General features: G+C 64.6%; 22 protein-coding genes. 17 read left to right on the forward strand and 5 right to left on the reverse strand.

Features of this window, described 5'->3' with window-relative positions; translation table 11 throughout:
• Positions 1-158: 158 nt before the first annotated feature.
• The 5 genes from ACEW7X_RS00965 to ACEW7X_RS00985 all read left to right on the forward strand — a co-directional run bounded on the left by ACEW7X_RS00965 (position 159) and on the right by ACEW7X_RS00985 (position 5,017).
• Entirely contained in the window at positions 159-911 is a 753-nt protein-coding gene (locus ACEW7X_RS00965) for an SDR family NAD(P)-dependent oxidoreductase (protein WP_205704130.1), read from the forward strand.
• A gap of 23 nt (positions 912-934) precedes the next feature.
• Entirely contained in the window at positions 935-1,792 is an 858-nt protein-coding gene (locus tag ACEW7X_RS00970) for an isocitrate lyase/PEP mutase family protein (RefSeq protein WP_068372649.1), read from the forward strand.
• Positions 1,793-1,833: 41 nt separating this feature from the next.
• Complete coding sequence (locus tag ACEW7X_RS00975) at positions 1,834-2,877, forward strand: TRAP transporter substrate-binding protein (RefSeq protein WP_068372646.1); 1,044 nt, start codon at positions 1,834-1,836, stop codon at positions 2,875-2,877.
• 104 nt (positions 2,878-2,981) lie between these two features.
• The gene (locus ACEW7X_RS00980) at positions 2,982-3,617 is read left to right on the forward strand and encodes a TRAP transporter small permease subunit (protein ID WP_420177499.1); all 636 of its coding nucleotides are present in this window, start codon (positions 2,982-2,984) and stop codon (positions 3,615-3,617) included.
• Positions 3,617-5,017: a TRAP transporter large permease gene (locus tag ACEW7X_RS00985; RefSeq protein ID WP_420177500.1), complete on the forward strand. Its 1,401-nt coding sequence runs from the start codon at positions 3,617-3,619 to the stop codon at positions 5,015-5,017. Before ACEW7X_RS00980 ends, ACEW7X_RS00985 begins: the two co-directional genes overlap by 1 nt.
• A gap of 70 nt (positions 5,018-5,087) precedes the next feature.
• Here ACEW7X_RS00985 and ACEW7X_RS00990 read toward each other — a convergent pair whose 3' ends face one another.
• Positions 5,088-6,020, reverse strand: a complete 933-nt coding sequence (locus ACEW7X_RS00990) for an EamA family transporter (RefSeq protein WP_420177501.1) — start codon at positions 6,018-6,020, stop codon at positions 5,088-5,090.
• A 590-nt stretch (positions 6,021-6,610) separates the two neighbouring features.
• On the opposite strand from ACEW7X_RS00990, the gene ACEW7X_RS00995 reads away from it, so the two are divergent.
• Positions 6,611-9,280: an HAD-IC family P-type ATPase gene (locus ACEW7X_RS00995; RefSeq protein WP_420177502.1), complete on the forward strand. Its 2,670-nt coding sequence runs from the start codon at positions 6,611-6,613 to the stop codon at positions 9,278-9,280.
• 41 nt (positions 9,281-9,321) lie between these two features.
• Here the strand turns inward: ACEW7X_RS00995 and ACEW7X_RS01000 are convergent, their stop codons facing one another.
• Both ACEW7X_RS01000 and dprA read right to left on the reverse strand, forming a co-directional pair.
• Positions 9,322-9,819, reverse strand: a complete 498-nt coding sequence (locus ACEW7X_RS01000) for an acyl-CoA thioesterase (RefSeq protein ID WP_068372637.1) — start codon at positions 9,817-9,819, stop codon at positions 9,322-9,324.
• A gap of 35 nt (positions 9,820-9,854) precedes the next feature.
• Positions 9,855-11,048 carry a DNA-processing protein DprA gene (dprA, locus tag ACEW7X_RS01005; RefSeq protein WP_416054126.1) on the reverse strand — a complete coding sequence of 398 codons (1,194 nt, stop codon included), beginning with the start codon at positions 11,046-11,048 and terminating at the stop codon, positions 9,855-9,857.
• 270 nt (positions 11,049-11,318) lie between these two features.
• Here dprA and def point away from each other — a divergent pair, with 270 nt between their 5' ends.
• The 8 genes from def (at position 11,319) to ACEW7X_RS01045 (ending at position 20,704) form a co-directional block, all read left to right on the forward strand.
• On the forward strand, positions 11,319-11,831 hold the full coding sequence (def, locus tag ACEW7X_RS01010; RefSeq protein WP_068372967.1) for a peptide deformylase: 513 nt from the start codon (positions 11,319-11,321) through the stop codon (positions 11,829-11,831).
• A 101-nt stretch (positions 11,832-11,932) separates the two neighbouring features.
• Positions 11,933-12,895: a methionyl-tRNA formyltransferase gene (gene fmt, locus ACEW7X_RS01015; protein WP_068372634.1), complete on the forward strand. Its 963-nt coding sequence runs from the start codon at positions 11,933-11,935 to the stop codon at positions 12,893-12,895.
• A complete protein-coding gene (rsmB, locus tag ACEW7X_RS01020; RefSeq protein WP_130486258.1) occupies positions 12,892-14,220 on the forward strand; it encodes a 16S rRNA (cytosine(967)-C(5))-methyltransferase RsmB in 1,329 nt (442 codons plus the stop codon). Before fmt ends, rsmB begins: the two co-directional genes overlap by 4 nt.
• A gap of 19 nt (positions 14,221-14,239) precedes the next feature.
• Positions 14,240-14,833, forward strand: coding sequence for a DUF4390 domain-containing protein (locus tag ACEW7X_RS01025; RefSeq protein ID WP_127772979.1), 594 nt, complete (start codon positions 14,240-14,242; stop codon positions 14,831-14,833).
• Entirely contained in the window at positions 14,830-17,136 is a 2,307-nt protein-coding gene (locus ACEW7X_RS01030; protein ID WP_068372629.1) for a sensor histidine kinase, read from the forward strand. Before ACEW7X_RS01025 ends, ACEW7X_RS01030 begins: the two co-directional genes overlap by 4 nt.
• Positions 17,137-17,161: 25 nt before the next feature.
• Positions 17,162-17,833, forward strand: coding sequence for a response regulator (locus ACEW7X_RS01035; protein ID WP_068372627.1), 672 nt, complete (start codon positions 17,162-17,164; stop codon positions 17,831-17,833).
• Positions 17,830-19,212 (forward strand): Trk system potassium transporter TrkA, encoded by a 1,383-nt coding sequence (gene trkA / locus ACEW7X_RS01040; protein WP_068372618.1) that lies wholly within the window; start codon positions 17,830-17,832, stop codon positions 19,210-19,212. Before ACEW7X_RS01035 ends, trkA begins: the two co-directional genes overlap by 4 nt.
• A gap of 19 nt (positions 19,213-19,231) precedes the next feature.
• Complete coding sequence (locus ACEW7X_RS01045) at positions 19,232-20,704, forward strand: TrkH family potassium uptake protein (protein ID WP_068372614.1); 1,473 nt, start codon at positions 19,232-19,234, stop codon at positions 20,702-20,704.
• Between the two features lie 24 nt (positions 20,705-20,728).
• Here the strand turns inward: ACEW7X_RS01045 and ACEW7X_RS01050 are convergent, their stop codons facing one another.
• A complete protein-coding gene (locus tag ACEW7X_RS01050; protein ID WP_130486256.1) occupies positions 20,729-21,643 on the reverse strand; it encodes a methyltransferase domain-containing protein in 915 nt (304 codons plus the stop codon).
• A 241-nt stretch (positions 21,644-21,884) separates the two neighbouring features.
• Here ACEW7X_RS01050 and ACEW7X_RS01055 point away from each other — a divergent pair, with 241 nt between their 5' ends.
• The 3 genes from ACEW7X_RS01055 to ACEW7X_RS01065 all read left to right on the forward strand — a co-directional run bounded on the left by ACEW7X_RS01055 (position 21,885) and on the right by ACEW7X_RS01065 (position 24,720).
• Positions 21,885-22,475, forward strand: a complete 591-nt coding sequence (locus ACEW7X_RS01055; RefSeq protein WP_068372608.1) for a ComF family protein — start codon at positions 21,885-21,887, stop codon at positions 22,473-22,475.
• Positions 22,476-22,732: 257 nt separating this feature from the next.
• Entirely contained in the window at positions 22,733-23,206 is a 474-nt protein-coding gene (locus ACEW7X_RS01060) for a tRNA (cytidine(34)-2'-O)-methyltransferase (protein WP_068372605.1), read from the forward strand.
• A 350-nt stretch (positions 23,207-23,556) separates the two neighbouring features.
• Positions 23,557-24,720 carry a hypothetical protein gene (locus tag ACEW7X_RS01065; RefSeq protein WP_420177503.1) on the forward strand — a complete coding sequence of 388 codons (1,164 nt, stop codon included), beginning with the start codon at positions 23,557-23,559 and terminating at the stop codon, positions 24,718-24,720.
• A gap of 294 nt (positions 24,721-25,014) precedes the next feature.
• On the opposite strand, the gene ACEW7X_RS01070 is transcribed toward ACEW7X_RS01065, so the two are convergent.
• Positions 25,015-26,079, reverse strand: coding sequence for an NAD(P)H-dependent glycerol-3-phosphate dehydrogenase (locus ACEW7X_RS01070; protein ID WP_068371535.1), 1,065 nt, complete (start codon positions 26,077-26,079; stop codon positions 25,015-25,017).
• Positions 26,080-26,084 lie beyond the last annotated feature (5 nt).

Genomic DNA, 26,084 nt, shown 5'->3' on the forward strand with positions numbered 1-26,084 from the left:
ATTGCTCACATTCCGGCCTTGTTCAATGTTGTTCCTATGGTACCGCAGCCAGGGGAGAGGACGCTGGCCACGCTGCTCGCTAACCCGAATTGCATACTAGTTCTGCTATGCTAAGATCGCCAAAAATCCATGCAGCAGGTCTACGGGAGGCGCCGGTGGTGCAGACATATGATCAGTCCTGGTTCGCCGGGCGTGTCGTGGTGGTGACAGGGGGGGCGTCCGGTATCGGGCGTGCAATCGTGGAGCGCCTGCTGGCACTGGATGCCCTGGTATCGGTCTGGGACCTGCGGGAAGATCGTCTGGCGGCGCTGGCAGACCGGTATGGCGGGCAGATTCTGCCGCTCAAGGTTGATGTCAGCGACAAGGTTGCGGTCGATGCGGCGGCCGATGCCGTACTGGCCCAATGGGGCGGTATCGCCCATCTGGTCAACAATGCCGGGATCATCGGCCGGCGCATGACGTTGGCGGATCTTGACGCGGCGGAACTGGACCGCGTCCTGGGCGTCAACCTCAAGAGCGTATTTTTTGCGACGTCGGCCTTTGCCACGCGCGGCGGCGGGTTCAGCGAGCGTTCCATGGTTTCCATGGCGTCCATTGCGGCGCGCACCGGGGGTATGGTGGGCAATATGGCCTATGCCGCCACCAAGGGCGCGATTGCCACGCTGACACAATCCTTCTCCAAGGAGCTGGCACCGGACGTGCGCGTCAACGCACTGTCGCCCGGCATCATCGACACGGAAATCCAGATGGATTCCCTGGGGGACCCGGCTGCCATTGCTGCCCTGGCCGACATCATTCCCATGCGCCGTCTGGGGGCGCCCGCCGAAGTTGCCGAAGCGGCTGTCTGGCTGCTGTCGCCCGGCGCTTCCTATATCACTGCCAGTGTGCTCGACGTGGCCGGCGGCCGCTGAACCTGGCGTCAGGAGTCTGACGAATGTCCAAACTGAAGGAACTGTTGAACGCAGGAACATTGATCCAGGCGCCCGGCGCGGCGGATGCGCTGACGGCGCGCCTGGTGGAGCAGGCCGGTTTTCCCGCTGTCTATATGACGGGCTTCGGCGCCACGGCTACCACCCTGGGCATGCCGGACCTCGGCCTGATGACGCAGACCGAAATGCTCGAGCATGCCCGGCGCATGGTGCGCGCCACGGCCCTGCCGGTCATTGCCGATGCCGATACCGGCTACGGGGGCATCAACAACCTGCTGCGCACAGTGGAGGACTACGCCCAGATCGGCGTCGCGGCCATCCACCTGGAGGACCAGACGCTGCCCAAGCGCTGCGGGCAGCTCAGCGGCATTCAGCTGGTGGATGCCGAGGCCCAGGTACGTACGCTGAAGGGGGCGGTATGCGCCCGGGCCTGGTCGGACATGTTGTTGATCGCGCGTACGGATGCGCTGGGCGTGCACGGTGTCGAGGAAGCCGTGCGTCGGGCCAATCTGTATGCCGAAACCGGAGTAGACCTTGTGTTCGTCGATGGTGTGAAGACGATTGCCCAGGCCGAGGCAATTGCGCGGCACGTGCCCGGGCGCAAGGTGCTGAGTGTCGTGGATGGCAATGAAACACAGCGATTGACCGCAGCCGAAATCCAGCAGATGGGTTTTGACATCGTGTTCTATGCGCTGTCGACATTGTTCGCTGCGGCCAAGGCGTCCGCCAGGGTGCTTGAAGTTCTGCGGCACGATGGCAGTACTGCGGCCATTTCGAACGATATGGCGACTTACGGCGAGTTCATGGAAATGGTGGGTTTGCATCGCTACCATGATTTCGAGAAGGAATTCGGCCAGGCCTGATGGGAAGCCGGAGCCGGAGACAACAAAGAGAGGAGCTGGAAATGAAGAAACTCGCAGTGATCAGTGGCCTGGCGCTTGCCCTGACGATAGGGGTGTCCACCGTTGCCAATGCCCAGGAACGCGTGCGCTGGCGCATGCATTCCGCCTATGCCAAAGCCATGCCGGTCGCCGGTGCGACCGCCTTCCAGATAGGTGATGAGGTCAAGTTGCTGTCGGACGGCAAGTTCGATATCCGCGTGTTCGAGCCGGGCGCCATCGTGGCCGGTACGCAGTATTACGACGCCGTGTCCAAGGGCGCAGTCGACGCCGCCTACGGTTCGCCCGGGTTCAACGTCGGCAAGAACTCGGCCTATGCCTTCTTTGCTGCGGTGCCCTTCGGCCCGGGGGCGGGTGAAATGCTGGCCTGGCTGCGTTATGGCGATGGCCTGAAGCTGGCGCAGGAAATGTACGCGCGCGACAACATTCACATGCTGCCGTGCGGCATCCTGCCGCCCGAGAGTGGCGGCTGGTTCCGCAAGGAAATCAAGTCGCTCGACGACCTGCGCGGCCTGAAAATGCGCTTCCTGGGCCTGGGTGCAAAAGTGATGGAAGAGTTCGGGGTATCCACGCAGTTGCTGGCGCCGGGTGAAATCTACCAGGCGCTGGAGCTGGGCACGCTGGATGGCGCCGAGCAATCCGTGCCGGCCATCGACCGGGGCCTGGGCTTCTACCAGATTGCCAAGTTCAATTACTTCCCCGGCTGGCACCAGCAATCCACGGTGCAGGAACTGCTGGTCAACAAGGATAGCTGGAACAAGTTGAATGCGGCACAGAAGGCCATGATCGAGTTGTCTTGCGACCGTGCCCTGGTGGATCAGCTGGCGGCCGGCGAAGCCGGGCAGTACGCCATCATGCGCCAGAACGAGGCCGATGGCGTGCAGATCAAGATGTGGCCGGCAGAAATGCTGGCAGCCTTCAGCACGGCCTGGGACAAGGTGATCAAGCAGGAGGTGGCCCAGAACCCGGATTCGGCCAAGGTCTGGGACAGCCTGTCCAAGTTCCGCGAGGATTACAAGATCTGGGGGGAACGCGCCTACCTCAAGTAAGGGGGCAGGCCGGCAGCATCCGGGTGGATGCTGCCTTGCGGCGGCGGGCTGCGGTTGCCGCCCGCCGCCCCGCTGGAATCTGATGGCTGTTAGTGGAGCCCGCCATGCGCCAGTTACTCGTTTTATCAGACATGCTTTCCAGGCTGTGCGCGGGTGTGGCGCGGCTTGGGTCCTGGCTGATTCTGCCGCTCATCCTGGTGATCGTCTATGACGTCGTCACCCGCAAGATCGTATTCATCCAGCAGTGGGTCATGAATAGCTGGCTGTACGACTTCATTTCCCCGACCAAATTGCAGGAGCTCGAGTGGCACCTGCACGCGATGATTTTCCTGATGGCCTATGCGCTGGCCTATCTCAACAGCGCGCACGTACGGGTGGATATCTGGCGCGAAAAACAGTCCGAGCGCAAGCGCGGCTGGGTCGAACTCATCTGCATCCTGGTGTTCGCACTGCCGTTCTGCGGCGTCCTGGTCTATGAGTCCTGGCAATTCGTCGTGAATGCCTATGTGCAGGGCGAGGGTTCGGCGGCCCTGACCGGCATTCCGCACCGCTGGATCATCAAGTCCTTCCTGCTGCTGGGGGTGGGCCTGCTGTTGCTGGCTTTGCTGGCGACCCTGCTGCGCCTGGTGATTTTCCTGTTCGGCCCACGAGTCCTGCGCCCTGAAGCGCTGGCGCGGCTGGGCATGGTCCAGCAGCCCGCCGGCGAGGCGGTGCGCGATGATTCTGCCGAGGTGCGCTGATGGAAGCCCTCTACAACCATTTCTATGACTACCTGGGCGGCTACATGTTCATCGCCCTGGCGTTGTTCGTGTTCACCGGCTTTCCGGTCGGGTTGGTGCTGGGTGGGCTGGCGCTGCTGTTCGCGCTGGGCGGGATCGGGCTGGGGGTGATGCATACCTCCGAGCTGTACCTGTTCGTCGAACGGCTGTGGCAGAACGCCGCCAATAACCAGATCCTCGTGGCCGTGCCCTGCTTCATCTTCATGGGCATCATGCTGGAGAAAAGCCAGGTGGCGGACAACCTGCTGCGCGTACTGCAGTTGCTGCTGCGCCGCGTGCCTGGCGGACTGGCGCTGGCCGTTGCATTGCTGGGCACGATTCTGGCGGCGACGACGGGCATCATCGGAGCCTCCGTGGTGATGCTGACGATGATGGCTTTGCCTGCCATGCTGGCGCAGAAGTACGACGTACGGCTGGGCACGGGCATCATCGCTGCCAGCGCGACACTGGGCATCTTGCTGCCGCCTTCGGTCATGCTGGTCATGATGGCGGATCTCATGGCCATTTCCGTGGGCAATCTGTTCCTGGCGGCCATTCTGCCGGGCCTGATGCTGGCGGCGTTCTACTGCATCTATGTGGTAGTGATCTCGATGATCAAGCCGCAGCTGGCGCCACGGGTGGAGCGCGAGGAAAGTGAAGTCGGGGCCTGGAATCTTTTTGTCCTCTTTGCCAAAGGGGTGCTGCCGGTTTCGTTCCTGATCGTGCTGGTGCTGGGCTCGATTTTCGCCGGTTGGGCCACGCCCACCGAAGCGTCGGGGATAGGCGCGTTCGGCGCCATCCTACTGGCGGCATTCTCGGGGCGGCTGCGGCGCGAGACCGTGGATAAGGTCTGCATGCAGACGGCGCTGACATCGGCCATGATCTTCCTGATCTTCGGCGGCGCTACTGCATTTTCCTATGTGTTCCGTGCGCTGTATGGCGAGGACCTGATCCTGGACTTCATCCAGTGGATGGGCCTGACGCACTGGAGCCTGCTGTTCCTGCTGATGGTCGTGATTTTCCTGCTGGGGTTCTTCTTTGACTGGCTGGAAATCACGCTGATTATCCTGCCGGTATTCGCGCCCATCATTGCCAGTTTTACGCCGGATTTCGCCCCTGCGCTGGGTATCGAGCATCTGTCACCGGAAGACCAGAAGTCCATGGTGTTGTTGTGGTTTGCCATTCTGGTATCGGTGAACCTGCAGACGTCGTTCCTGACGCCACCCTTCGGTTTCGCGCTGTTCTTCCTGAAGGGGGCGGCGCCGGCGTCGGTGCGCATCAAGGATATCTATCGTGGCGTGACGCCTTTCGTGATCCTGCAACTGGTGGGTGTGCTGGTGCTGACACTGTGCCCGTCCATTGTGTTCTGGCTGTTGTCATGAGCGCGGCATGATGCGCTCGCCAGCGCACCGCCAGACGGGATGAGCCCGCGTGCGGTGCGCTGGTGCGGCATCAGGCGCCTGCCGGTTTCTGCTTGTTGTAGGCCAGCAGGACGATGCCGGTGATGACGATGGCGCCGCCGATCAGTTGGGTGGAATTGAACATTTGGCCCAGCACCATCCAGCCCAGGCAGAGCGATGCCACGGGTTCGATATTCATGACCGGCGCGTTGCGAGCCATGTCCAGCCGTGGCGCGAACACGAACAGAGAACTGAAGGCGATGGTGTAGAGGATGCTCAGCAGCACCAGCGCCAGCCATCCCAGGCTGTTGTCCGGTGCGGCCATGCCGCCAGGGATGAGGTCTGCGGTGCCTGCCACGATCATGCTGGCGAACACGATCAGGATCGTATAGAAGCTGCGTACCGGGCCGGTGACGGTGGCCAGTTTGTGTTCGGTGACCCACAGGCCGATGGAAAACACACAGGCCGCGCCGAAGCTGAACAGCAGGCCGCTGATCCAGTCCGGGCCCAGTTCATGTCCGCCACGGATCAGGGTAGGCAGGTCCAGCACGAACAGCAGTCCGAACAGGATCAACGCCATGATGCCCGCCGTGCGCCGGGTAGGCGGCTTGCCGCCCAGGGCCCAGGTGAGCAGGGCCAGCAGGATGGGGAAAGTATTGGCGACCAGCAGTGCCAGCGCGACGGGAATGCGCGCCACAGCCGAATACAGGCAGAGGCTTTGCAGGGCGATCAGCACGCCCAGCGCCAGTTGCCATTTGCCGGTGCCCGCGGGCAGGCGGGGCGCTTGCCGCAGCCAGAGCAGCAGTCCGGTGAGCGCGAGCAGGCTTGCGCCCGAGCGGAACAGGATGGCGACCAGCAGTCCGGCGCCGTTGTCGAAGGCCAGGCGGGCGGAAACGTGGTTGCCAGCGAAACAGGTGCCCAGCAGCAGCAGGATGGCGATGGCCAGGTGGCGGGGCAAGGTGGGGGCAGAGGCGGTTGCAGTCATGGTGTCTCCGTAGGCGGCAGGGTGACAATTCCTGGCCTGGTCGCCCGCGTCGCCAGGGGCAAGGTAGGCATGGGTGTTCTGGTCTGCCTGGGCGCTTCAAGACAAACAGCCCCCCGTGAGGTTTCCAGGGGGCTGCATGATGAAGGCGTGGCGCAGTATTTTCAGGGGTGCGGCTTGGTTGCTGCGGCGTGACCGGCCGGGTTTGCCGGCGGGCAGGGACAGCAGTGCGGCGATGCGCCGGTCAGGCGGCATCCAGGCTTGGCGATTATGGCATTTTCCTGGCAGGCGTGGCTGGACAGGCCCAGTCCGCGTGCGGGTATGGGGCAGGTGCCATGTTATCTTTTGCTAATGGGGCCGGTGTGGCGGATGCAATCAGAATCGCGCGATAGCGCGTCATGCCATGCGGCCGGTCCCTGGCTGGCCGGCTTTAGCGGCCAGGGTGTTTCATGACAGCGGGGTTGTGTTCAGAGCCAGGGGGGCAAATGCAGCAGCGGGGGCAGGAACCGGTTTCAGGGCCGGAGGACACAGAGGCGGCCGGGGGGCGCCTGGCGCGTCCGGGGCACGAAGGGGCTGCGTCCATCTGGCATGCCATGCCAGTGGACGATGTGCTGGCAAGCCTGCAAAGCGGGCCGGAAGGGCTCGATGGTGCGCAGGCCGCGCAGCGGCTGAAAACGTATGGCCCGAACCGGTTGCCGCTGGCTGCGGGCAAGCCGGCATGGCGGCGTTTTCTTTTGCAGTTCCATAACAGCCTGATCTATCTGTTGCTGGTGGGGGCGGCCGTCAGCCTGGCGTTGGGCCATGGCGTGGATGCGGCCGTCATCGTGCTGGTGGTGGTTGTGAATGCCGTTACCGGATTCATCCAGGAGGGCAGGGCGCAACAGGCCATGGAATCCATCCGGCGCTTGATCGCGCCCCATGCCACGGTGTTGCGCGATGGCGGGCGGATGGTATGCGATGCCGCAGACCTGGTGCCTGGCGATATCGTGCTGCTGGAGCCGGGCGACCGCGTGACGGCGGATCTGCGCCTGTTGCGCTCGCGTGGCTTGATGGTGGACGAGGCCATCCTGACAGGCGAATCCGTCAATGCGTCCAAGCAGGTCGCCGTGTCGATGGTGGACGCGCCCCTGGGCGACCGCGACGGGATGGCGTTTTCCGGCACCCTGGTGGTGGCGGGCATGGGCGCTGGCGTCGTGGTGGCGACTGGCGCCAGGACGGAAATCGGCCGCATCAGCACGCTGATGCATGAGGTCGAGGTGATCAGTACGCCGTTGTTGCGCCAGGTAGATCGTTTCAGCCGGGTGTTCGGGGTGGCGGTGCTGGTTTGCGCCGTCTTGCTGTTCGTGTTCGCCGTGGGTGTGCGCGGCTATGGCGCGCTGGATGCGCTGATGGCTGTGGTCAGCCTGGCGGTGGCCGTGGTGCCCGAGGGTTTGCTGGCCGTCATGACGATCACGCTGGCGATCGGCGTGCAGCGCATGGCGCGGCGCCAGGCCATCGTGCGCCGTCTGCCTGCCGTGGAAACCCTGGGGGCGACTTCCATTATTTGTTCCGACAAGACCGGTACGCTGACGCGCAATGAAATGACGGCGCAGCGAGTGGTAATGGCAGATGCCTGCTGGCAGGCGTCCGGCCAGGGCTACGCGCCCCAGGGCGAGCTGCTGGCGCAGGCAGGTGGCGCGGATGTGGAACAGGCCGGTGCGCTGCTGCGTTGCGGCCTGTTGTGCAATGACGCGGGCTTGCATCAGGACGAAGGTGGTGCCTGGTCGGTGCGCGGCGATACCATGGAAGGGGCGCTGCTGGCGCTGGCCGCCAAGGGGGGGCTGGATGCCGGGCTGGAGCGGCTAGCCTGGCCACGGCTCGATGAAATCCCGTTCGACGCACGTTATGCCTATATGGCGACCCTGCATGGCGACGCGGCGGGGAGCGGCGTGCGATTGTTGTGTCTGAAGGGCGCACCCGAGAAAGTGCTGGGACGCTGTGCTACGCAGCGCACGGCCGGGGGCGAGACGCCGCTGGACCGCGCCTACTGGGATGGGCAAATCGCGGCATTGGCGGAACAGGGCCAGCGTGTGCTGGGCTTTGCCATGCGCGAGCTGGGGCCGGAGGATGCGCTGTCGCTGAACCCGGATGAGCTGGCGGCGGATTTCGTGCTGCTGGGGGTGATCGGGTTCATCGACCCGCCACGCGACGAGGCCCTGGCGGCCGTGCGTGATTGCCGCAGCGCAGGCATCGAAGTCAAGATGATCACCGGCGACCACGCCGCCACCGCCCTGGCGATTGCACGGCAGCTGGGCCTGCGGGACCAGCCCGAGGTGCTGGGTGCTGCCGAGCTGGATCGCATCAGTGATGCCGATTTGCCTGATGCCGCACAGCGCACGACGGTGTTTGCCCGTGCGACGCCAGAACACAAGCTGCGCATCGTGCGTGCGCTGCAGGCGCGTGGCGCGGTGGTGGCCATGACTGGCGATGGCGTCAATGATGCGCCGGCGCTCAAGCAGGCGGATGTCGGGGTGGCGATGGGCGGCAAGGGGACGGAAGCAGCCAAGGAAGCGTCCGAGATCGTGTTGGCCGATGACAACTTCGCCTCCATCGTTGCGGCCGTCAAGGAAGGCCGGACGGTCTATGACAACCTGACAAAGGTGATTTCCTGGACCTTGCCGACCAATGGCGGTGAAGTCATGGTCGTTATCCTGGCCCTGATGATGGGATGGGTGTTGCCCATGTCTACCGCCCAGATCCTTTGGATCAACCTGGCGACGACCGTGACGCTGGGCCTGGTGCTGGCTTTCGAGCCTGCCGAGCCCGGCGTCATGGCGCGCCGGCCGCGTCTGGCCGGGCAGCCGTTGCTGTCGGGCTTCCTGCTGTGGCGGGTGGGGTTCGTTTCGTTCCTGTTCATGATAGGTGCGCTGGGCATCTTTCTGTTCCTGCAGGCCCGGGGGGCACCGCTGGAAGTCGCACGCACGGCAGTGGTGAACGTGATCGTGGTGATGGAGGTGGCTTATCTGTTCAGCGTGCGCTACCTGCACATGCGTTCGTTCAACTGGCAGGGCATCAAGGGGACGCCGGCTGTGGCGTTGGCGCTGGTGGTCGTGACGGCGGGGCAGTTGTTGCTCACCTATGCGCCCGCCATGCAGCGCTGGTTCCAGACGGCGGCGTTGAGCCCCGGGCAGGTGGTGGCCGTGCTGGCGGTAGGGCTTGCGCTGTTCACTTTGCTGGAGCTGGAAAAGGCCGTGGCACGGCGCTGGCTCGGAGAGGTCGTTTAGCCGCCCTGGCTGGCCGGCGCCACTGGGTCAATAAACAGGCTTCAGGCTTCGTGGCCCGTGGTGTCGTGCTTGATGCGGCGATGCCTGGCTTCCATTTCCTCGCGCAGGGCGCGGCGCTGGATGGCGGCTTCATAGCGCTGGCGCTCTTCCAGGGTGTCGGGTTGCAGCGGCGGCACGGCGACCGCCTTGCCATTGTCATCCACGGCCACCATGGTGAAGTAGCAGCTGTTGGTGTGGCGCACCATCTGCTGACGGATATCTTCGGTCACGACCTTGATGCCGATTTCCATGGAGGTCCTGCCGGTGTAGTTCACGCTGGCATAGAAGGTGACCAGTTCGCCGACGTGGATGGGCTGGCGGAACATCACCTGATCGACCGACAGGGTGACGACATAGCTGCCCGCGTAGCGGCTGGCGCAGGCGTAGGCCACCTGGTCGAGGTACTTCAGGATGGTGCCGCCATGGACATTGCCGGAAAAATTGGCCATGTCCGGCGTCATCAGGATGCTCATGGAAAGCTTGTGGCGATGTTCATTCATGGGAAAAGCCGGGGTCGGGAAGAAAAAGACCGATTCTAGGTCTTGTTGGCGGGAAAAGGAGCCTGGCCCTGGCGTACGCGCCTCCGGGCGGCCAAGCCCTGGTAGCTGCCTGCATCCGTACGCGCGGCCAGACCGGCGGTTTCAAGTTCCCAGAGCGCGGCGCTGGCCGATGCGGCATCCATGCCGCTGCGCAGCAGCAGGGCATCCAGGCCGGCGGGGGCGTCCGATAGAAAGGGGAGCAGACGGCGGGCATCCGGGGACAGCGGGCAGGCGGGCGGAGCTTGAGGATGGGGGGGCTGGGCCGGGGTTTGTTCAGGCGCAGGCGGAATGGCAGGAAGCTCTTCCAGGATGTCTTTCAGGGTTTCGACCAATTTGGCGCCCTGGCGGATCAGTGCATGGCAGCCGCGCGCCAGCGGGGCATGGATGGAGCCGGGTAGCGCGAAGACTTCCCGGTTGTTGTCGGCGGCCAGCCTGGCGGTCACCAGTGAACCGCTACGCAGGGCAGCTTCTATGACCAGCGTGCCCTGCGCCAGGCCCGCAACCAGGCGGTTGCGACGCGGGAAGTGACCCGGCAGCGGCGGAGTGCCTGGTGGATAGTCCGACAGGATGGCGCCTTGCCCGATGATGCGGCGGGCCAGCTCGGCATGGGACGCCGGGTAGATGATATCCGGGCCGCAGCCCAGGACGGCCACCGTGGCCGGGGCGAGCGGGGGCGCGCCGTCCAGTGCGCCAGTATGCGCGGCAGCATCTATGCCGCGTGCCAGCCCGCTGACGACCACCCAGCCGGCGCTGGCGAGCGCGCTTGCGAAGGCATAGGCGTTCTGTTTGCCTGCCGGGGTGGCGTTGCGAGCGCCGACAATGGCGATGGCGGGTCGCGCCAGCACCTGAGGGTTGCCTTCAAGGTAGAGCAGCAGCGGTGGGTCGGCCAGCTGGCGCAGGGCGTCGGGGTAGCAGGGGTGATGCAGCGGCAGGGCATGGCGCTCTGCGCCGCCGCGCAGCCAGTGCGACGCCTGTGCCAGGCGGGCCGCCAGTTCGGTGCCGGGCGCACGCGCCAGCTGCATGGCCAGGGCAGCCGGCAGACAGGTTCGCAATACGGCAGCGTCCTGCTGGTAGACGGCCGATGGCGTGGCGAAGCGTTGTAGCAGCGCCAGTGCGGTACGCAAGGGCAGGCCAGGTTCGAGCGCGAAGCGCAGCCAGGCCGCCAGGACTGGGTCCGGGTGAGCAGGCAGGCAGACAAGCGGGCGGACAAGTGTGCCTGCAGGAGGGCTGACCGGTGTGCCGGCATGCGAGTTGGCATGTGGGATGGGGGAAGGGCCGGGAGTGCACATGGATGGCAGTCTGGCACGTTGCCCGGCCAGTCGGGGGTGAAGGTGTGCTCAATTGAGCACACCTTCACCCATTCATCCGCATGGCTTTTCCCCGTGCCGGCAGGTAGATGATTTATGATGAAGGTTATGCGCGTCTCAGGGCGCTTTTTGTGTTTCTTCGGTACCTTGGCCATGGCATTGCTTCCCATCCTCCGTTATCCCGACCCTCGCCTGCACAAGGTCGCCCAGCCTGTCGAGCAGGTCGACGACAGCATTCGCCAATTGGTGCGCGACATGGCTGAAACCATGTATGCGGCGCCCGGCGTCGGCCTGGCCGCCACTCAGGTGGATGTGCACAAGCGTGTCGTGGTGATCGACGTTTCGGAAAATCAGCAGGAATTGCGGGTGCTCATCAACCCGGAAATCCTGTGGCGCAGCGACGACAGCAAGACCTACGAAGAAGGCTGCCTGTCGGTGCCCGGCGTGTACGACGAAGTCTGCCGTCCGTCGGAGGTCCGGGTGCGCGCGCTCAATGAGCAGGGCGAAGCCTACGAATTCGATGCCGATGGCCTGCTGGCTGTCTGCGTGCAGCATGAAATCGACCACCTGGATGGCAAGGTTTTCGTCGAATACCTCTCCAGCCTGAAGCTCAACCGCATTCGCAACAAGCTGCGCAAGCAGGCACGCGAACTGGCGCGCGCCTGATGCCGCGCTGCCGCCGGCTGCGTCTGCCGGCGGCCTGGATTCGCCGTGGCGCCCTGGCGGGGCGCGCGTTCGTCAACTGTTGTTATTCCTGAATCCTACCCATGCGACTTGTCTTTGCCGGTACCCCGGAATTCGCCCGTATCGCGTTTGACGCGCTGTTGGCAGCCGGGCACGAGATCGTGCTAGTCATGACACAGCCTGACAGGCCTGCCGGCCGGGGCATGAAATTGATGGCCAGTCCGGTCAAGCAGGCAGCGCTGGCGGCGGGAATCGAGGTGCTGCAGCCGCGCAGCCTGAGGCTGGATGGCAAGTTTCCCGATGAAGCCGGGGCCGCTCGCACCGTGCTGGAAGCGCTGCGGCCGGATGCAATGATCGTCGCCGCCTATGGCCTGATCCTGCCTGCCTGGACGCTGGCGTTGCCGCGCCTGGGCTGTCTGAATATTCACGCCAGCCTGTTGCCACGCTGGCGTGGCGCTGCGCCCATCCAGCGTGCCATCGAGGCCGGCGACGAACGTACCGGCGTGACGATCATGCAGATGGACGAGGGCCTGGATACCGGCGCTATGCTGCTGGAGAAAAGCACCCCCATCGGTCCGCACGACAATGCGGCGCGCTTGCATGACCGTCTTGCGGCGCTGGGTGGCGAAGCGATTGTCGAGGCGCTGGCGGCGCTGGAACGTGGCACGCTGCCGGCGGTGCCGCAGCCTGAGCAAGGGGTTTGCTACGCGGCCAAGCTGGACAAGGCCGAGTCGCCGCTTGATTTCACCCAGTCTGCAGACGTCTTGGCGCGGCGCATCCGGGCTTTCGATCCCGTGCCGGGCGCAAGTGTACGCCTGCCTGGTCTGGCTGATCCGGTCAAGGTATGGGAAGCCGTCGCGCTGCCGGACGAAGGTCACGGCCAGGCGCCCGGCGCCTTGCTGGCCGCCACGCCCGAAGGCATAGACCTGGCGACGGCCAATGGCCGCCTGCGTTTGTTGACGCTGCAGAAAGCGGGGGGCAAGCGCCAGCCTGTCGATGTCTTCGTGCGAGGCTGGCAGGTGCCAGCCGGAGGGCTGGGCGCGTGACGGGCGCGCCGCAGGTCCAGATCCCGCTGTCGGCTGTGCTGCTGGATACGGCAGTTGCAGTGCAGTCCGTGCTCTCAGGGCGTTCTCTGACGGAAACGCTGGATGCATTGCCATCGGTCCGCCGTCCGGCGGCCCAGGCGCTGGCATCGCATGTCATGCGCACGCTGGGCACCGCCATCGCGGACCGCTCCTACCTGGTGCGGCGCAGGCCGGAACAACCTTTGCTGGATGCCTTGTTGCTGACGGCCTTGTCGTTGCTGGATGCCGCCGTGCGCCATGAACAGGGCACGGCCTTGCCGCATGAACCCAATTACGCATCGCATACGCTGGTGGACCAGGCCGTCGAGGCGGCTGCCGGGCAGGTGCGGCTGAAGCATTTCAAACCCCTGATCAATGCCGTGCTGCGCAGTTTCCTGCGCGAGTACGGGCAATTGCCGCGTGACGACGATGAAGCGCGCTGGAATTTCCCTCAATGGTGGGTGCGCAAGCTGCAATTCGCCTACCCCGATGCTTGGCAGACCGTGCTCGAGAGCAGCGCCACCCCGGCGCCACTGACCTTGCGGGTCAACCGCCGCCGTGCCAGCTTGGCCCAGGTGGCGGACGCGTTGGCCGCAGCCGGCGTGCAAGCCGAGCCGGTCGGCAGCTGGGGCCTGACGCTCGCGGGTTCGCATGTCGTGACGCGCCTGCCGGGCTACGCAGAAGGTTGGTGGTCGGTACAGGATGCCGGTGCCCAGCGGGCGGCCGAGCTGCTGGCGCCGCGTGAGGGCATGCGTGTGCTGGATGCCTGCGCAGCGCCTGGCGGCAAGACGGCGCACCTGCTGGAATGCGCCGATGTGGAGCTGCTGGCGCTGGATGCTGATGCCGGCCGCCTGGCGCGCGTGCACGAAAACCTGGCGCGCCTGCGCCTGGATGGGCCGGCAGTGCAGGTTCGGGCCGGGGATGCCGCGCGTCCCGACACCTGGTGGGATGGCCGGCCGTTCGACGCCATGCTGGTTGATGCGCCATGCACGGCCTCGGGCGTGGTGCGCCGTCACCCGGACATTCGCTGGTTGCGGCGTGAAGCCGATGTGCAGAAGACCGCCGCGGTGCAGCGCCGCATGCTGGATGCCCTCTGGCCGCTGCTGGCGCCGGGCGGGCGCCTGCTGTATGTGACATGTTCAGTGTTCCCGGAGGAATGCGCGGGCCAGGCGCGGGCATTTCTCAAGGCACATGCAGATGCCGTGGTGCTCGAAGCGCCGGGTCAATTGCTGCCGGTTGGGGCGAATGCAACACTGTCGCATCAGCATGACGGTTTTTTCTACGCCTTGTTTGCCAAGCAGGCCTGAATCGCCAAGAATGATGGCTATGCCACGCACATCTTTCTCCCTCCTCCGAAACCTGCTTGCGCTGGTTTCGCTGTGTCTGGCGGCATGTTTGCTGCCGGTGGGGCCGGCGTTTGCCGAGCAGGCCGATATCTCCGTGTCGTTCCGGCGCGGTGAGGTGGAGATAGATGCGCAGCTGCCCTTCGAACTGAACGCGGAACTGCGTGAGGCTGCCGAACGGGGCGTGCCGCTGTATTTCAGCGTAGACCTGGAAGTCGATCGCAAGCGCTGGTGGTGGTTCGACGCCACGGAAATCGAAACGCGCATTACCTGGCGCGTGCTTTACAACGCCTTGACGCGTCAATGGCGTGTCGGCACTGGCGAGCTCTCGCTGCCGGTATCGGGCCTGGATGAAGCCATGGAGGTGGTGCGTACCATCCGTGGCTGGCCCGTGGCGAAGACCGCTCAGCTTGTCCCCGGCGTCCGCTATGAAGGCAGGCTGCGGTTGCGCCTGGATACGGCACGCCTGTCCAGGCCGTTCCAGATCAACGCTTTCAACAGCAGCGCCTGGACGGCCAGTTCACCTTGGTTCGATTTTTCGTTCAAGGTGCCGGATCCCGTACCGGAAGGCCCATGAGCCAGATGCTGCGCATGGCCTTGTTGCTGGGCGGTGCCTGCGGGCTGGCGCTGCTGGCCATGCTGGTCTGGTCCACAGCCAATGCGTCCCGTTTCGCCGAATACTACGATCTGCTGCTGTTGCTCAATGGCGTGCTGGCGCTGGCCATGTTCGTCTGGGTGCTGGGCCTCAGCCTGCGCATGTGGCGCCAGTTCCAGCGCCGCGCCTTCGGCGCCCGCCTGACTGCGCGTTTCGCCCTGTCCTTCGCTGTCATCGGCGTGGTGCCTGGCGTGGCCATCTACATGCTGTCGGTACAGTTCATGTCGCGCTCCATCGAGTCCTGGTTCAACGTGCGCGTGAACGCGGCGCTGGAGGCCGGTCTGAACCTGGGGCGCGCGGCGCTGGATTCGCAACTGGCGGAACTGGAAGCCCGCGGGCGTGCCATGTTGCTCGAACTGAACCGCACCAGCGACGCCGACATGGCGTTGGTACTGACCCGCCTGCGCAGTGCGCACAGCGTGTCCGATGCCATGGTGTTCACCAGCAACGGTCGTTCCATTGCCTATTCGACTGAAGGTTACGGCGCGCTGCTGCCCGAGCTGCCGCCGCCATCCGTCATGAACCAGCTGCGCATTGCACGCAGCTATTCCGCTGCCGAGTCCGATGAAACCCGTGGCTCGGTGGGGAGAGAACGCCTGTATTTGCGCGTGGTGCTGCCCATGTCGTCGGATGCCAGCATAGACCGCCTGCGCGGCTGGACCACTGGCGACCCGCGCTGGTTGCAGCTGATACAACCCGTGCCTGAGCAGATTGCCTACAACGCCAGCCGCGTGCAGGAAGGTTTCCGCGACTACCAGGAGCTGTCGCTGTCGCGGCTGGGCCTGCGCAAGCTGTACGGCATCACGCTGACGATGGCCCTGCTGCTGACGGTGTTTGCCTCGGTGGCTGTCGCGCTGGCGCTGTCCCGGCGCTTGGTGCGGCCGCTGCTGACCCTGGCGTCGGGCACCAAGGCCGTCAGCGTCGGGGATTATCGGCCGTTGCCCGAGCCTCCCGGCAATGACGAGGTCGGCCAGCTGACGCGCTCCTTCAACGCCATGACGCGGCAGCTGGGCGAGGCGCGCACCATGGTGGAGCGCAACCGGCGCCAGCTCGAGCGCTCCAACGTCTACCTGGAAAGCGTATTGAGCAACCTGTCTTCCGGCGTGCTGGTGTTCGACGAACTGTTTCGCGTCACCATGTTCAACCAGGGAGCGCAGGCCATCCTGCATGCCGACCTGCGCCAGACTGTGGGCCGCCCGCTGGAAACCGTCGATAGCCTGATCGGTTTTGCCGCCGTGATTCGCCATGCTTTCGCCGCGCACGAAGCCGTGGATTCCGAAGCGCCCTACTGGACCCAGCGGTTCGAGCTGGCCCTGTCCGAAGAGGGGGGCAGCGGCACCGACCCGCAGCCTGCGACGTTGATGGCGCGTGGTACCCACCTGCGTGTCGCCGAGCGTGACAACGGCTATCTGGTGGTCTTCGACGACATCACCGAACTGATGTCGGCCAGCCGTACGGTAGCCTGGGGCGAAGTGGCGCGCCGCCTTGCCCATGAAATCAAGAACCCGCTGACGCCCATCCAGCTTTCCGCCGAGCGTCTGGCCATGAAGCTGGCCGACAAGCTGGAATCCGACGACGCCCGCATGTTGCGGCGGGCCACGCAGACCATTGTCGATCAGGTGGCCTCGCTCAAGCAGATGGTCGATGAGTTCCGCGAATATGCGCGCGCGCCGCAGGCGGTCATGCGGCCAGTGGATTTCAATCGTCTGGTGACGGATGTGCTGGCGTTGTACGGCTGGGATCCGGTCGAGCATGGTGCATCCGGCGCAGAACATTGGCTGGAAGTGCATCTGGACCCGGAAGCACCGCTTATCATGGGTGATGCGGCCCAGCTGCGCCAAGTTATCCATAATTTACTGAGTAATGCCCGCGATGCCATCGTGGAGCAGGCAGAACAGGGTAAAGTCCGGGTAAGAACGGTGCGGACACTGACGGCGCGGGCGGATGGCACGGAGCAGCCTGCCCTGAGATTTTCAGTCTCCGATACTGGCAAGGGGTTCGCGGCGCACGTGCAGCAACGGGTATTCGAACCCTATGTCACTACCAAGTCGCATGGTACGGGCCTGGGCCTGGCCATTGTCCGTAAAATCGTTGACGAGCATGGTGGCAGGATAGACTTGGGCAACCGCAAGGAAGGCGGAGCGCGGGTGACCATTCTCCTGACCCGGTTGGCACCAGCCTCGACTTCGGCGAAACTGGACGATGCAGGGCCAGAAAAGGGATAATGCAGCAAGCGATAGGTGAGAGGTTATGGCCAGAATCCTGGTAGTGGACGACGAAGTTGGCATACGCGAGCTGTTGTCCGAAATTCTCTATGACGAAGGGCATACGGTCGAACTGGCCGAGAATGCCAGTCAGGCACGGGCCGCCAGGCAGGCGTTCCGGCCTGACCTGGTGCTGCTCGACATCTGGATGCCGGATACCGATGGCGTCAGTCTGCTCAAGGAGTGGAGCGCTCAGGGCCTGCTGGACATGCCGGTCGTCATGATGAGCGGGCATGCCACCATTGATACCGCCATGGAAGCCACGCGCATCGGCGCCATAGATTTCCTGGAAAAGCCGATCACACTGCAGCGTCTGCTCAAGACCGTCGAAAACGGCCTGGCGCGGCGCCGTGTCGTGCCTGCGCCGGCTGCGGCCAATGCGCCGGCCGCACCGCAGCCGCAACGCGCAGTGCAGGACCCGGTGACGGCAGGGGCCGAACAGGAGGCGCCTGCCAATGGCCGTCTCGGGGAAATTTCCCTGGACCTGCCCTTGCGCGAGGCGCGCGATGCCTTCGAACGGATTTATTTCGAATACCACCTGGTGCGTGAAGGGCACAGCATGACACGCGTGTCCGAACGCACCGGGCTGGAGCGCACCCACCTGTACCGCAAGCTCAAGCAGCTTGGCATCGAGGCCACGCGCAAGCGCTCATCATGAAGATCCTGATCGTCGGCGCCGGACGTGTCGGTGTCAGCGTCGCGGAAAACCTGGTCTCCGAGCGCAACGACATCACCGTCGTCGACATGAATCCTGAGCAGCTCGCGCCGCTGCAGGAGCATTTCGACTTGCGCGTGGTGCATGGCGACGCTTGCCAGGTATCCGTGCTGCGCAAGGCCGGCGCGGACGATGCCGATCTCCTGATCGCCTGCGCCAGCCTGGATGCCGTGAATCTTGTCGTCTGTAAGCTGGCGCGGCAAGTGTTCAACGTGCCGCGCCGGATTGCCAGGATACGCTCGGCGGAACTGCCCGAAATGCCGGAACTGCTGGCCGAGGGCGGTTTCTGCGTGGATGCCGTCATCAGCCCGGAACGCAGCGTCAGTGGCTACCTGTACAAACTGATCGAGTTCCCCGAAGCGCTGCAGATGGTCGAGTTTGCCAATGGCCAGCTGAGCGTGATGGCGCTGCGGGTGGGCGAGGGCAGCCCGCTGGTGGCGCGCCGCACCGATGAACTGACCAGTGTGTTTCCCGGCATCAATGCCAGGGTGATAGATGTGGTGCGGCGCGGCCGCTCCCTGTTGCCACGGCCTGAACTGCGTGTCGCGGCCGGTGACGAGGCCCTGGTGGTCGTGGATACGACCCAGGCGCGCCGCGCCGTGCGCCAGGTGCGTAGCGCCGAGAAAAGCGTGAGCCGTGTGATGATTGCAGGCGGCGGCAATATCGGTATTCGCGTGGCCCGCGAACTGGCCGCCGAAGGCTACAACATCCGTGTGATCGAACGCGACATCAGGCGTTGCGAGTACCTGGCGGAAACCTTGCCCGACAACGTCCTGGTGCTGCATGGCAGCGGCACCGACGAAGACCTGCTCGAAGGCGAAAGCATCGAGGACATGGATATCTGGCTGGCGCTGACCAGCGACGATGAAGACAACATCATGTCTTCCCTGCTGGCCAAGCGCCTGGGCGCCCGCAAGGTCATTGCCCTGATCAACCGCCAGGCCTACGGCGAACTGATGCAGGGCAGTCATATCGACGTTGCCATTTCACCGGCCCAGGCGACCATGAGCGAGTTGCTGCGCCATGTGCGCCGTGGCGATATCGTGGCGGTACACCGACTGCGGCAAGGCATGGCCGAGGCTCTGGAAGTCATCGCCCACGGTGATCGCCATACCTCCAAGGTGGTGGGCCGCAAGGTCGAGGATGTCCGCCTGCCGCGCGGCGCGCGTATCGTGGCGCTGGTGCGTGGCGAAGAACAGATCATCATGGCCGATGATGATACGGTGATCGAGTCGGACGACCACGTCATTGTGTTTGCGCCGACCCGGCGCCAGATTCCGCAGATCGAAAGCCTGTTCCAGGTCAGCGCTGCTTTCTTCTGACAACCTAACCACAAGAGCCATGAGCCGTCGTTTCTTTGCCGTGCTGCATCTGCTGGGCGTCACGGTAACGCTGTTTGCCTGTGCCATGCTGCTGCCCGTGGCCGTTTCGGTGGCGAGCGGAGACGGTGCGCTGCCGGTCTTCGAGGACAGCTTCCTCATTACCTTCGGGCTGGGCGCACTGTTCTGGCTGCTGGGGCGCTGGCGGCGTGGTGAACTGCGCCCCAGGGACGGCTTCATGCTGGTGTCCGTCGTTTGGGTCAGCCTGCCGGCGCTGGCTGCGGTGCCCCTGTATCTGTATTTCCTGCGCGCAGGCACGCCGATCACGGTGGCGCATGCCTACTTCGAGGCGATGTCGGGGCTGACTACCACCGGCGCCACGGCCCTGACCGGCCTGGACGATCTGCCGATGTCCATCAACCTCTGGCGCACCACGCTGGTCTGGCTGGGCGGCATGGGCATCCTGGTGCTGGCCGTGGCCGTATTGCCGCTGCTGGGTGTAGGTGGCCACCAGGTATTCCGTGCCGAAGTGCCCGGACCGATCAAGGATGAAAAACTCACGCCGCGCATCGCGGAGACTGCCAAGGCGCTGTACGCCATTTATGTCAGCATTTCCCTGGTGTGCTTCGTGTGCTACCACCTGGCTGGGCTGTCTTGGTTCGATGCCTGGACGCATATGGCATCCACCATGGGCCTGGGGGGATTCTCTACCTATGATGACGGTTTCATGCATTTCGATTCGGCAGCCGTGGAAGCCGTGGCGATGGTCTTCATGCTGATTGCCGGGATCAATTTCGCCACGCATTTCCAGGCCTTCCGGTTGCGCAGTTTCCGCCCCTACCGCCGCTGCCCCGAGGCCATTCCGTACCTGGCGACGCTGCTGTCGTTGTGCGTGCTGGTGTCCTGCTACCTGTTCTGGCACTACCCGGATGCCGGCATCCTGGATGCCTTGCGCAAGGGTTTTTTCAACACGATATCGGTCGGCACTACGACGGGCTTTTCCAATACCGACTATGCCCTCTGGCCCATTTTGCTGCCGCTGACCATGATGCTGGCAGGGGCGTTCTGTACGTCTGCCGGGTCGACGGGGGGCGGCATCAAGATGATCCGCGTGGTACTGCTGTTCAAGCAGGCGCGCCAGGAAATGCGCAGCCTGCTGCATCCGCATGCGGTCATGCCGGTGCGTGTGGCTGGCCGCATCGTGCCGCAGCGGCTGATGATTTCCATCATGGCTTTCATGCTGCTGTATGCCGTATCCATAGGCGTATTCAGCGCGCTGATGCTGATGAGCGGGCTGGATACGTTGACAGCGCTGACGGCGGTATTCGCCATGATCAACAATATTGGCCCGGGGCTGGGCGCAGTCGGGCCGATGGGCAACTATGCCGGCATGACGGATTTCCAGGCCTGGGTCTGCACCTTTGCGATGATGATAGGGCGCCTGGAACTGTTTACCGTGCTGGTGCTGTTCCTGCCGGATTTCTGGCGCCGCTGACGCCTGGGCGGTCAGCCTTGTGAGCTAGCCTTGCTTGCGGCCAATGGCACTGACGGACAACCGGGTTTCGCCACCGACCTGCCGCGCAGCGGCGCGCCAGGCATGGCCATAGGAAACTTCCACGCTCAGTGCGATGCGGCCGTCGGCGCCGCGTTGTGCCGCCAGTGCATTCTTGAGATCTTGCAGCCACTGGCGGCCGGGCAGGCCGGCGCGCCGGCCGATGGCGGGGTTGCCGCCCAGGGCACGCACATCCTGCAGCAGGCGCTCGGGTGTTTCATAGGTCAGGGTCAGGGTTTCCTGGTCCATCACAGGGTCGGCAAAGCCGTTCTCGACCAGTTGGTCGCCGAAATCATGCATGTCCACGAAAGCCGGCGTGGCGGTTTTCAGACCCGCGTCGGCCAGGGCTTGCCGCAGTTCCAGAAAGGTGCCGGGCCCCAGCCAGGAAAACATGGCCAGGCCGCCGATTTTCAGCACGCGGCGCCATTCGGCCAGCACGGCGTCAGGTTGCGGGTGCCAATGCAGGGCCAGATTGGACCACACCAGTTCCAGCGACTCGGGCGGCAGGCCGGTTGCAGCCATATCGGCCTGGACGAAACGCGGCGCCGTGTCGCGCCGTCGCAAGGTGTCCAGCCAGGTGCGGAAGCTGCCGGGCGCATGTCGCGCTCGAGCCAGCGCCAGCACCGGTGCACTGTGATCCACGCCGGTATAGCTGGCCTGCGGATAACGGGCCTGCAGCAGGGGCAGCGCATGGCCTGCGCCGCTGCCGGCATCCATCAGTGCATTGGGCGTCACCCGGATATAGCGTAGCCGCTCGTCCATGCGCGCGGCAATTTCGTCATAGAGAAACCGTCCTTCGGCCAGTTCTCCGCGTCGGGAAAACTGCAGCATGACATGGCGGGGATCCAGGGGCAGGCGTGGGGCAGTGGTGGACATTTTCATCTCGCATGGGCTGGACATCGTGCCATGCATGGTGTGGGATGGATGCTGTGCAGTGTACGCGTACTTGCGTGGTTGCGTGAAGCCCGCCCTCCGTGGCCAGCAGGCCAGCAGACTGCCAGGGCGGCAGACCGGGAGAGTTCCATTGCAATTGTTGCGAGGCGGCTGGTACGGGTGCGTGGAGTCTGCGCTGGCCCGCCTATCTTCGGCGTGTCCACTATGTCTGGCGGCCGCGCGCGGCGGCATGCCCTGCGCTGCCTGCCTGGCGGACCTGCGCCAAGGGCAGCAGCGCCTGCCGCCCCTGGCGCTGGCAGGCCTGGCATCCATTTGCGAGGCATTTGCCTATACGCCGCCCGGCGATGTGCTGGTCTGGCAGTACAAGGTGGAATTGCGTCTGCGCCATGCGCGCCTGCTGGCCAATCTGATGGCCGATGCCTGGCTGGCACAGGCCGGGAGCGCACCGCGCAGGGTGTTGGTGCCGGTGCCGTCCAGCCGCCGCTCATTGCAGCGGCGCGGTTTCAATCCTGCGCGTGAATTGTCGCGGCACTTGGCGCGGCGCCTGGGGGCAGAGGAACAACCGGCCTGGCTGCGGCGTACTGAAACCGAGCACAAGCAGGCGGCACTGGGACGGCAGGCAAGGCGTGCCATCCTGGATGGGGTATTTCACTGTCCGCAGCGCATCGGTGGCAACGCGGTCCTGCTGGTGGATGACGTGGTCACCACGGGCAGCACCGCCAGCGCAGCCGCGCTGGCCTTGAAGGCGGCAGGGGCGAGCAGCGTGGCCCTGCTCGCGGCCGCGCGCGTGCCGCCGCCGGACTGGGCCACAGACACGTAGATGCCAGGCATGTATCGTGCATGAATCTGGGGGTGATGGCGTTGGAGGGGCAGCTGTCGTGCTCCTGTCTGGCTGTTCGGGAGAGGGTGACGGTTCGTTGCGTGGGCGGTATGGATTGCGGGCTCGCAGTCCTGGCATGACAGAAGATGCTGCGAGGGGAAGGCAAGGGCTGGTTCATGGTGGTGTAGAGGGGCCTGTGTGTATGCCGGCTCATGGAAATAGTGTCGCCATGGGCGTGGCAGTGGCAAAATACCGGGATGTTTCACGTCATCCTTGTTCACCCAGAAATTCCGCCGAATACCGGTAATGCCATTCGCCTGTGCGCCAATACTGGCGCACAGCTGCATTTGGTGCGCCCCTTGGGCTTCGAGCTGGACGACGCTCGTTTGCGTCGTGCCGGGCTGGATTACCATGAATGGCAGCCCATGAAGGTGCATGATTCCCTGGATGCCGCGCTGACGGCGACCGGCGCACCGCCCGAGCGTTGCTTTGCGCTGACGACGCAGGGTGCGCGCAGCATTGCCGGTGTCAGTTTCCAGGCGGGCGATGTGTTCGTGTTCGGCCGCGAAACGGCCGGGCTGGCGGATGCCGAGCTGGCGACTTTTTCCGCCGCTCAGCGTATCCGACTGCCCATGCGGCCGGGGCAGCGCAGCCTGAATCTGTCCAATGCCGTCGCCGTGACGGTGTTCGAAGCCTGGCGCCAGCAAGATTACGCAGGCTGCGCGGGATAAGTCCTGCCACGCTGGATAGCTGTGTAGTGGCTGGTCGTTTCCTGGTAGGCCACCGCCTAGCGGGGCGGCCATGGACTGATAGCGTGCTATTTTCGGCACGCTGACGCTCGTGTCATGAGACTCCCGGCATTAGGCTATGCCTGTTCGCCCTGCCAGGAGGCAATATGTCTCGTCCAGCATCCTCTTTCGTGGTGCTGCCAGCAGCCCTGCCTGCTGTTCTACCCACCGTTTTACCTGATGTCCTGACCGCTGTTCCGTTCTCTGCCCCAGCCTCGGTCCCGCCCTCCATTCCGTCTCGGGCTCCACCCGCCGATTTGAATCGAAGGTCGGGGCATTTGCCGCAGCGAGGCGTGGTCCTGTCCCGCAATGCGCAGCCGGTACGGCCGGTCCCGCGCTGCCAGTCCGGTGCCCAGGCCCGGTTGCGCTATCGGGTACTGCCATCGTCCGCCGGCTGGCTGCATGCGCCATCGGCGCTGGATGACTATGGTGCCGCAGGCGCTGCGGATGCCAACTCGCCCACCGATGCCGACGGCCACTGGAAAGATGCGCTGGAAGCCTTGCTGGAACCCTGCATCGCGTTCTTCTGGCCAAGCCTGCATGCCGACATTGACTGGAACCATCCGCCGGCTTTCCTCGACAAGGAACTGCGTGCCCTGGCCCCGGGCCGGCGTCGCAACCGCCGCTACCTGGACAAACTGGCGCGTGTCCAACTCAAGGGCGGTGCACAGGCGCTGATGCTGCTGCACCTGGAAATCCAGCAGCGCCTGGGCAGCCGCTTCGCGCGGCGCATGTATGGGTATTTCGCCAGGTTGCAGGAAGTCTTTCCGGACGAAACCATCCTGCAGTTCGCCATCGTCACCCGCAGCGCCAGTCAGGGCAGCGTCCTGCACTACCACTATGCACCGAAAGGTCAGGATTTTCTGAGCCTGAGCTACCGCGTGCCGGTGGTACATTTGCTGGACTGGGCCGGCCGTGAAGAGGAGCTGCGCCGCCAGGCCCCTGCCAACCCGTTTGCCATCATCGTGCTGGCCGAATTGGCAGCAGCCAGGCGCAGTACGCCGCAGGCACGTCTGGAAGACAAGAAACAGCTGGTGCGCAGCCTGTATCAATACGGCTGGCAGGCCAGGCGCATCCGCCAGCTGTTCCTGTTTATCGACGGCATCCTGGCCCTGCCCGCCAGCCTTGACGAGGCATTCTGGCAATCCCTGGCAAGTTTCGAGAAGGAGCGCAACATGGCTTACATCAGCAGTGTGGAACGGATAGGCATCCGCAAGGGGCTGGAACAGGGATTGCGGCAAGGCCTGGAACAAGGCCTGGAACAGGGATTGCATCGCGGCCTGGAGCAAGGTCGTCATGAAGGCATGGCGGGGTTGCTGCGCGAACAATTGGAGTTGCGCTTCGGTCCTTTGCCGGATGCGGGGCTGACGCGTTTGCATCAGGCCGATGGCGCCATGTTGCGCATATGGGCTAGGCGTTTGCTGGAAGCCAAAACCCTAGACAGCGTCTGGCAGTAGCCCTGCTGGGTAACACAGCCAGGACCGCGCGAGTGCAGGGAGGGCGGCGCGGCAGGCCGGAGCGACGCGACAGAACGGTGGCAGCGTTTCTTTACAGGCATGGCGGCGGCAAGGCGCATGGGCACGCTGCGGCGAGGCCGGGCCTGACGTGTTGTCCAGGCCCATTTCATAGGAATGCTGTTTCTTTCCGTCAAGGCCAGCTTGACTGGCGGACCGAGCCCATTGGCAATGCCGGTCAATACCTGTTTGGCATCCCTTGCGTCCGTGTGGATCAGGCCGTTGGCCTGACAGGGGTCAGGGCTGGGATGGGGATTCCGTGGCCCGGGCTTCGCGCGACAGCAGTGTGGCGACAGCCTGCTCCGGGGTATGGGTACCATCGAGCACCTGGCAAACCGCAGCAGTGATGGGCATGTCCACGTTCAGCGCCTGGGCACGCTGCCAGGCGGCCTGGGCGCAGCGTACGCCTTCGGCAGTCATGCCGTCGGCCAGGATGGCTTCCAGCGTCATGCCACGGCCCAGCGCCAGGCCCACGCGGCGATTGCGTGACAGATCGCCGGTGGCGGTCAGGACGAGGTCGCCCAGCCCTGTCAGGCCCGAGAAGGTGGCCGCCTGTGCGCCCAGGGCAATGCCCAGGCGGGTCATTTCCGCCAGTCCCCGGGTGATCAGGGCGGCGCGGGCATTGGTGCCCAGTTCCAGGCCATCGGCAATACCGCAGGCGATGGCCATGACATTCTTGAGTGCGCCGCCGATTTCCACGCCAATGACATCATCGCTGCCATAGACGCGTACCGGCCCGCCGTGCAAGGCCATGGTGGCGATTGCGCGTGCGTGCGGTGCGGGGCTGGCGACGGTCAGGGCGACGGGCAGGCCGCGCGCGACTTCCTGGGCGAACGAAGGGCCGGACAGCACGCCTGTGGCGAGCCCGGGAATGCCATCGAGCAGGCGATGGCTGATTTCATACGGAAGTTCACCAGTCTGGGCGTCAAAGCCTTTGCAGGTGCGCAGCACGGTCAGGCCTGGCAGCGGCCGGGCCAGCAATGCTGCCGCCAGGCTGGCGCAGGTGGAGGCCAGTCCGGCCACCGGAATGCCCAGGATGAGCAGTGGGGCATGGTCGCCTGCAAGGTGAGCCAGCGCGGCGTCCAGGCCATGGCCGTAGCGTAGCGTAGCGGGTAGCTCGATGCCGGGCAGGTAGCGCGTGTTTTCGCGGTCTGCGGCCAGCCTGGCTGCCGCTTCGGACGAACGCGCCACCAGCATGGTATCGCCATGCCGGCTGGCAGCTGCCGCCAGGGCGGTGCCCCAGGCGCCCGCGCCTAGTACGGCAATGCGGGCTTGACGGTCAGGTTCCCTTGCAGCGGACATGCGGC

It is taken from the genome of Kerstersia gyiorum (genome assembly GCF_048595715.1).
Taxonomy (GTDB): Bacteria; Pseudomonadota; Gammaproteobacteria; order Burkholderiales; family Burkholderiaceae_B; genus Kerstersia; species Kerstersia gyiorum.

What these genes read in the sequence shown, in the direction of transcription:
- ACEW7X_RS00970 (WP_068372649.1), top strand. Translation starts at nt 935, where the DNA reads ATGTCCAAACTGAAGGAACTGTTGAACGCAGGAACATTGATCCAGGCG.
- ACEW7X_RS00975 (WP_068372646.1), top strand. Translation starts at nt 1,834, where the DNA reads ATGAAGAAACTCGCAGTGATCAGTGGCCTGGCGCTTGCCCTGACGATA.
- ACEW7X_RS00980 (WP_420177499.1), top strand. Translation starts at nt 2,982, where the DNA reads ATGCGCCAGTTACTCGTTTTATCAGACATGCTTTCCAGGCTGTGCGCG.
- ACEW7X_RS00985 (WP_420177500.1), top strand. Translation starts at nt 3,617, where the DNA reads ATGGAAGCCCTCTACAACCATTTCTATGACTACCTGGGCGGCTACATG.
- ACEW7X_RS00990 (WP_420177501.1), bottom strand. Translation starts at nt 6,020, where the DNA reads ATGACTGCAACCGCCTCTGCCCCCACCTTGCCCCGCCACCTGGCCATC.
- ACEW7X_RS00995 (WP_420177502.1), top strand. Translation starts at nt 6,611, where the DNA reads ATGCCAGTGGACGATGTGCTGGCAAGCCTGCAAAGCGGGCCGGAAGGG.
- ACEW7X_RS01000 (WP_068372637.1), bottom strand. Translation starts at nt 9,819, where the DNA reads ATGAATGAACATCGCCACAAGCTTTCCATGAGCATCCTGATGACGCCG.
- def (WP_068372967.1), top strand. Translation starts at nt 11,319, where the DNA reads ATGGCATTGCTTCCCATCCTCCGTTATCCCGACCCTCGCCTGCACAAG.
- fmt (WP_068372634.1), top strand. Translation starts at nt 11,933, where the DNA reads ATGCGACTTGTCTTTGCCGGTACCCCGGAATTCGCCCGTATCGCGTTT.
- ACEW7X_RS01025 (WP_127772979.1), top strand. Translation starts at nt 14,240, where the DNA reads ATGCCACGCACATCTTTCTCCCTCCTCCGAAACCTGCTTGCGCTGGTT.
- ACEW7X_RS01030 (WP_068372629.1), top strand. Translation starts at nt 14,830, where the DNA reads ATGAGCCAGATGCTGCGCATGGCCTTGTTGCTGGGCGGTGCCTGCGGG.
- ACEW7X_RS01035 (WP_068372627.1), top strand. Translation starts at nt 17,162, where the DNA reads ATGGCCAGAATCCTGGTAGTGGACGACGAAGTTGGCATACGCGAGCTG.
- trkA (WP_068372618.1), top strand. Translation starts at nt 17,830, where the DNA reads ATGAAGATCCTGATCGTCGGCGCCGGACGTGTCGGTGTCAGCGTCGCG.
- ACEW7X_RS01045 (WP_068372614.1), top strand. Translation starts at nt 19,232, where the DNA reads ATGAGCCGTCGTTTCTTTGCCGTGCTGCATCTGCTGGGCGTCACGGTA.
- ACEW7X_RS01050 (WP_130486256.1), bottom strand. Translation starts at nt 21,643, where the DNA reads ATGAAAATGTCCACCACTGCCCCACGCCTGCCCCTGGATCCCCGCCAT.
- ACEW7X_RS01055 (WP_068372608.1), top strand. Translation starts at nt 21,885, where the DNA reads ATGCCCTGCGCTGCCTGCCTGGCGGACCTGCGCCAAGGGCAGCAGCGC.
- ACEW7X_RS01060 (WP_068372605.1), top strand. Translation starts at nt 22,733, where the DNA reads ATGTTTCACGTCATCCTTGTTCACCCAGAAATTCCGCCGAATACCGGT.
- ACEW7X_RS01070 (WP_068371535.1), bottom strand. Translation starts at nt 26,079, where the DNA reads ATGTCCGCTGCAAGGGAACCTGACCGTCAAGCCCGCATTGCCGTACTA.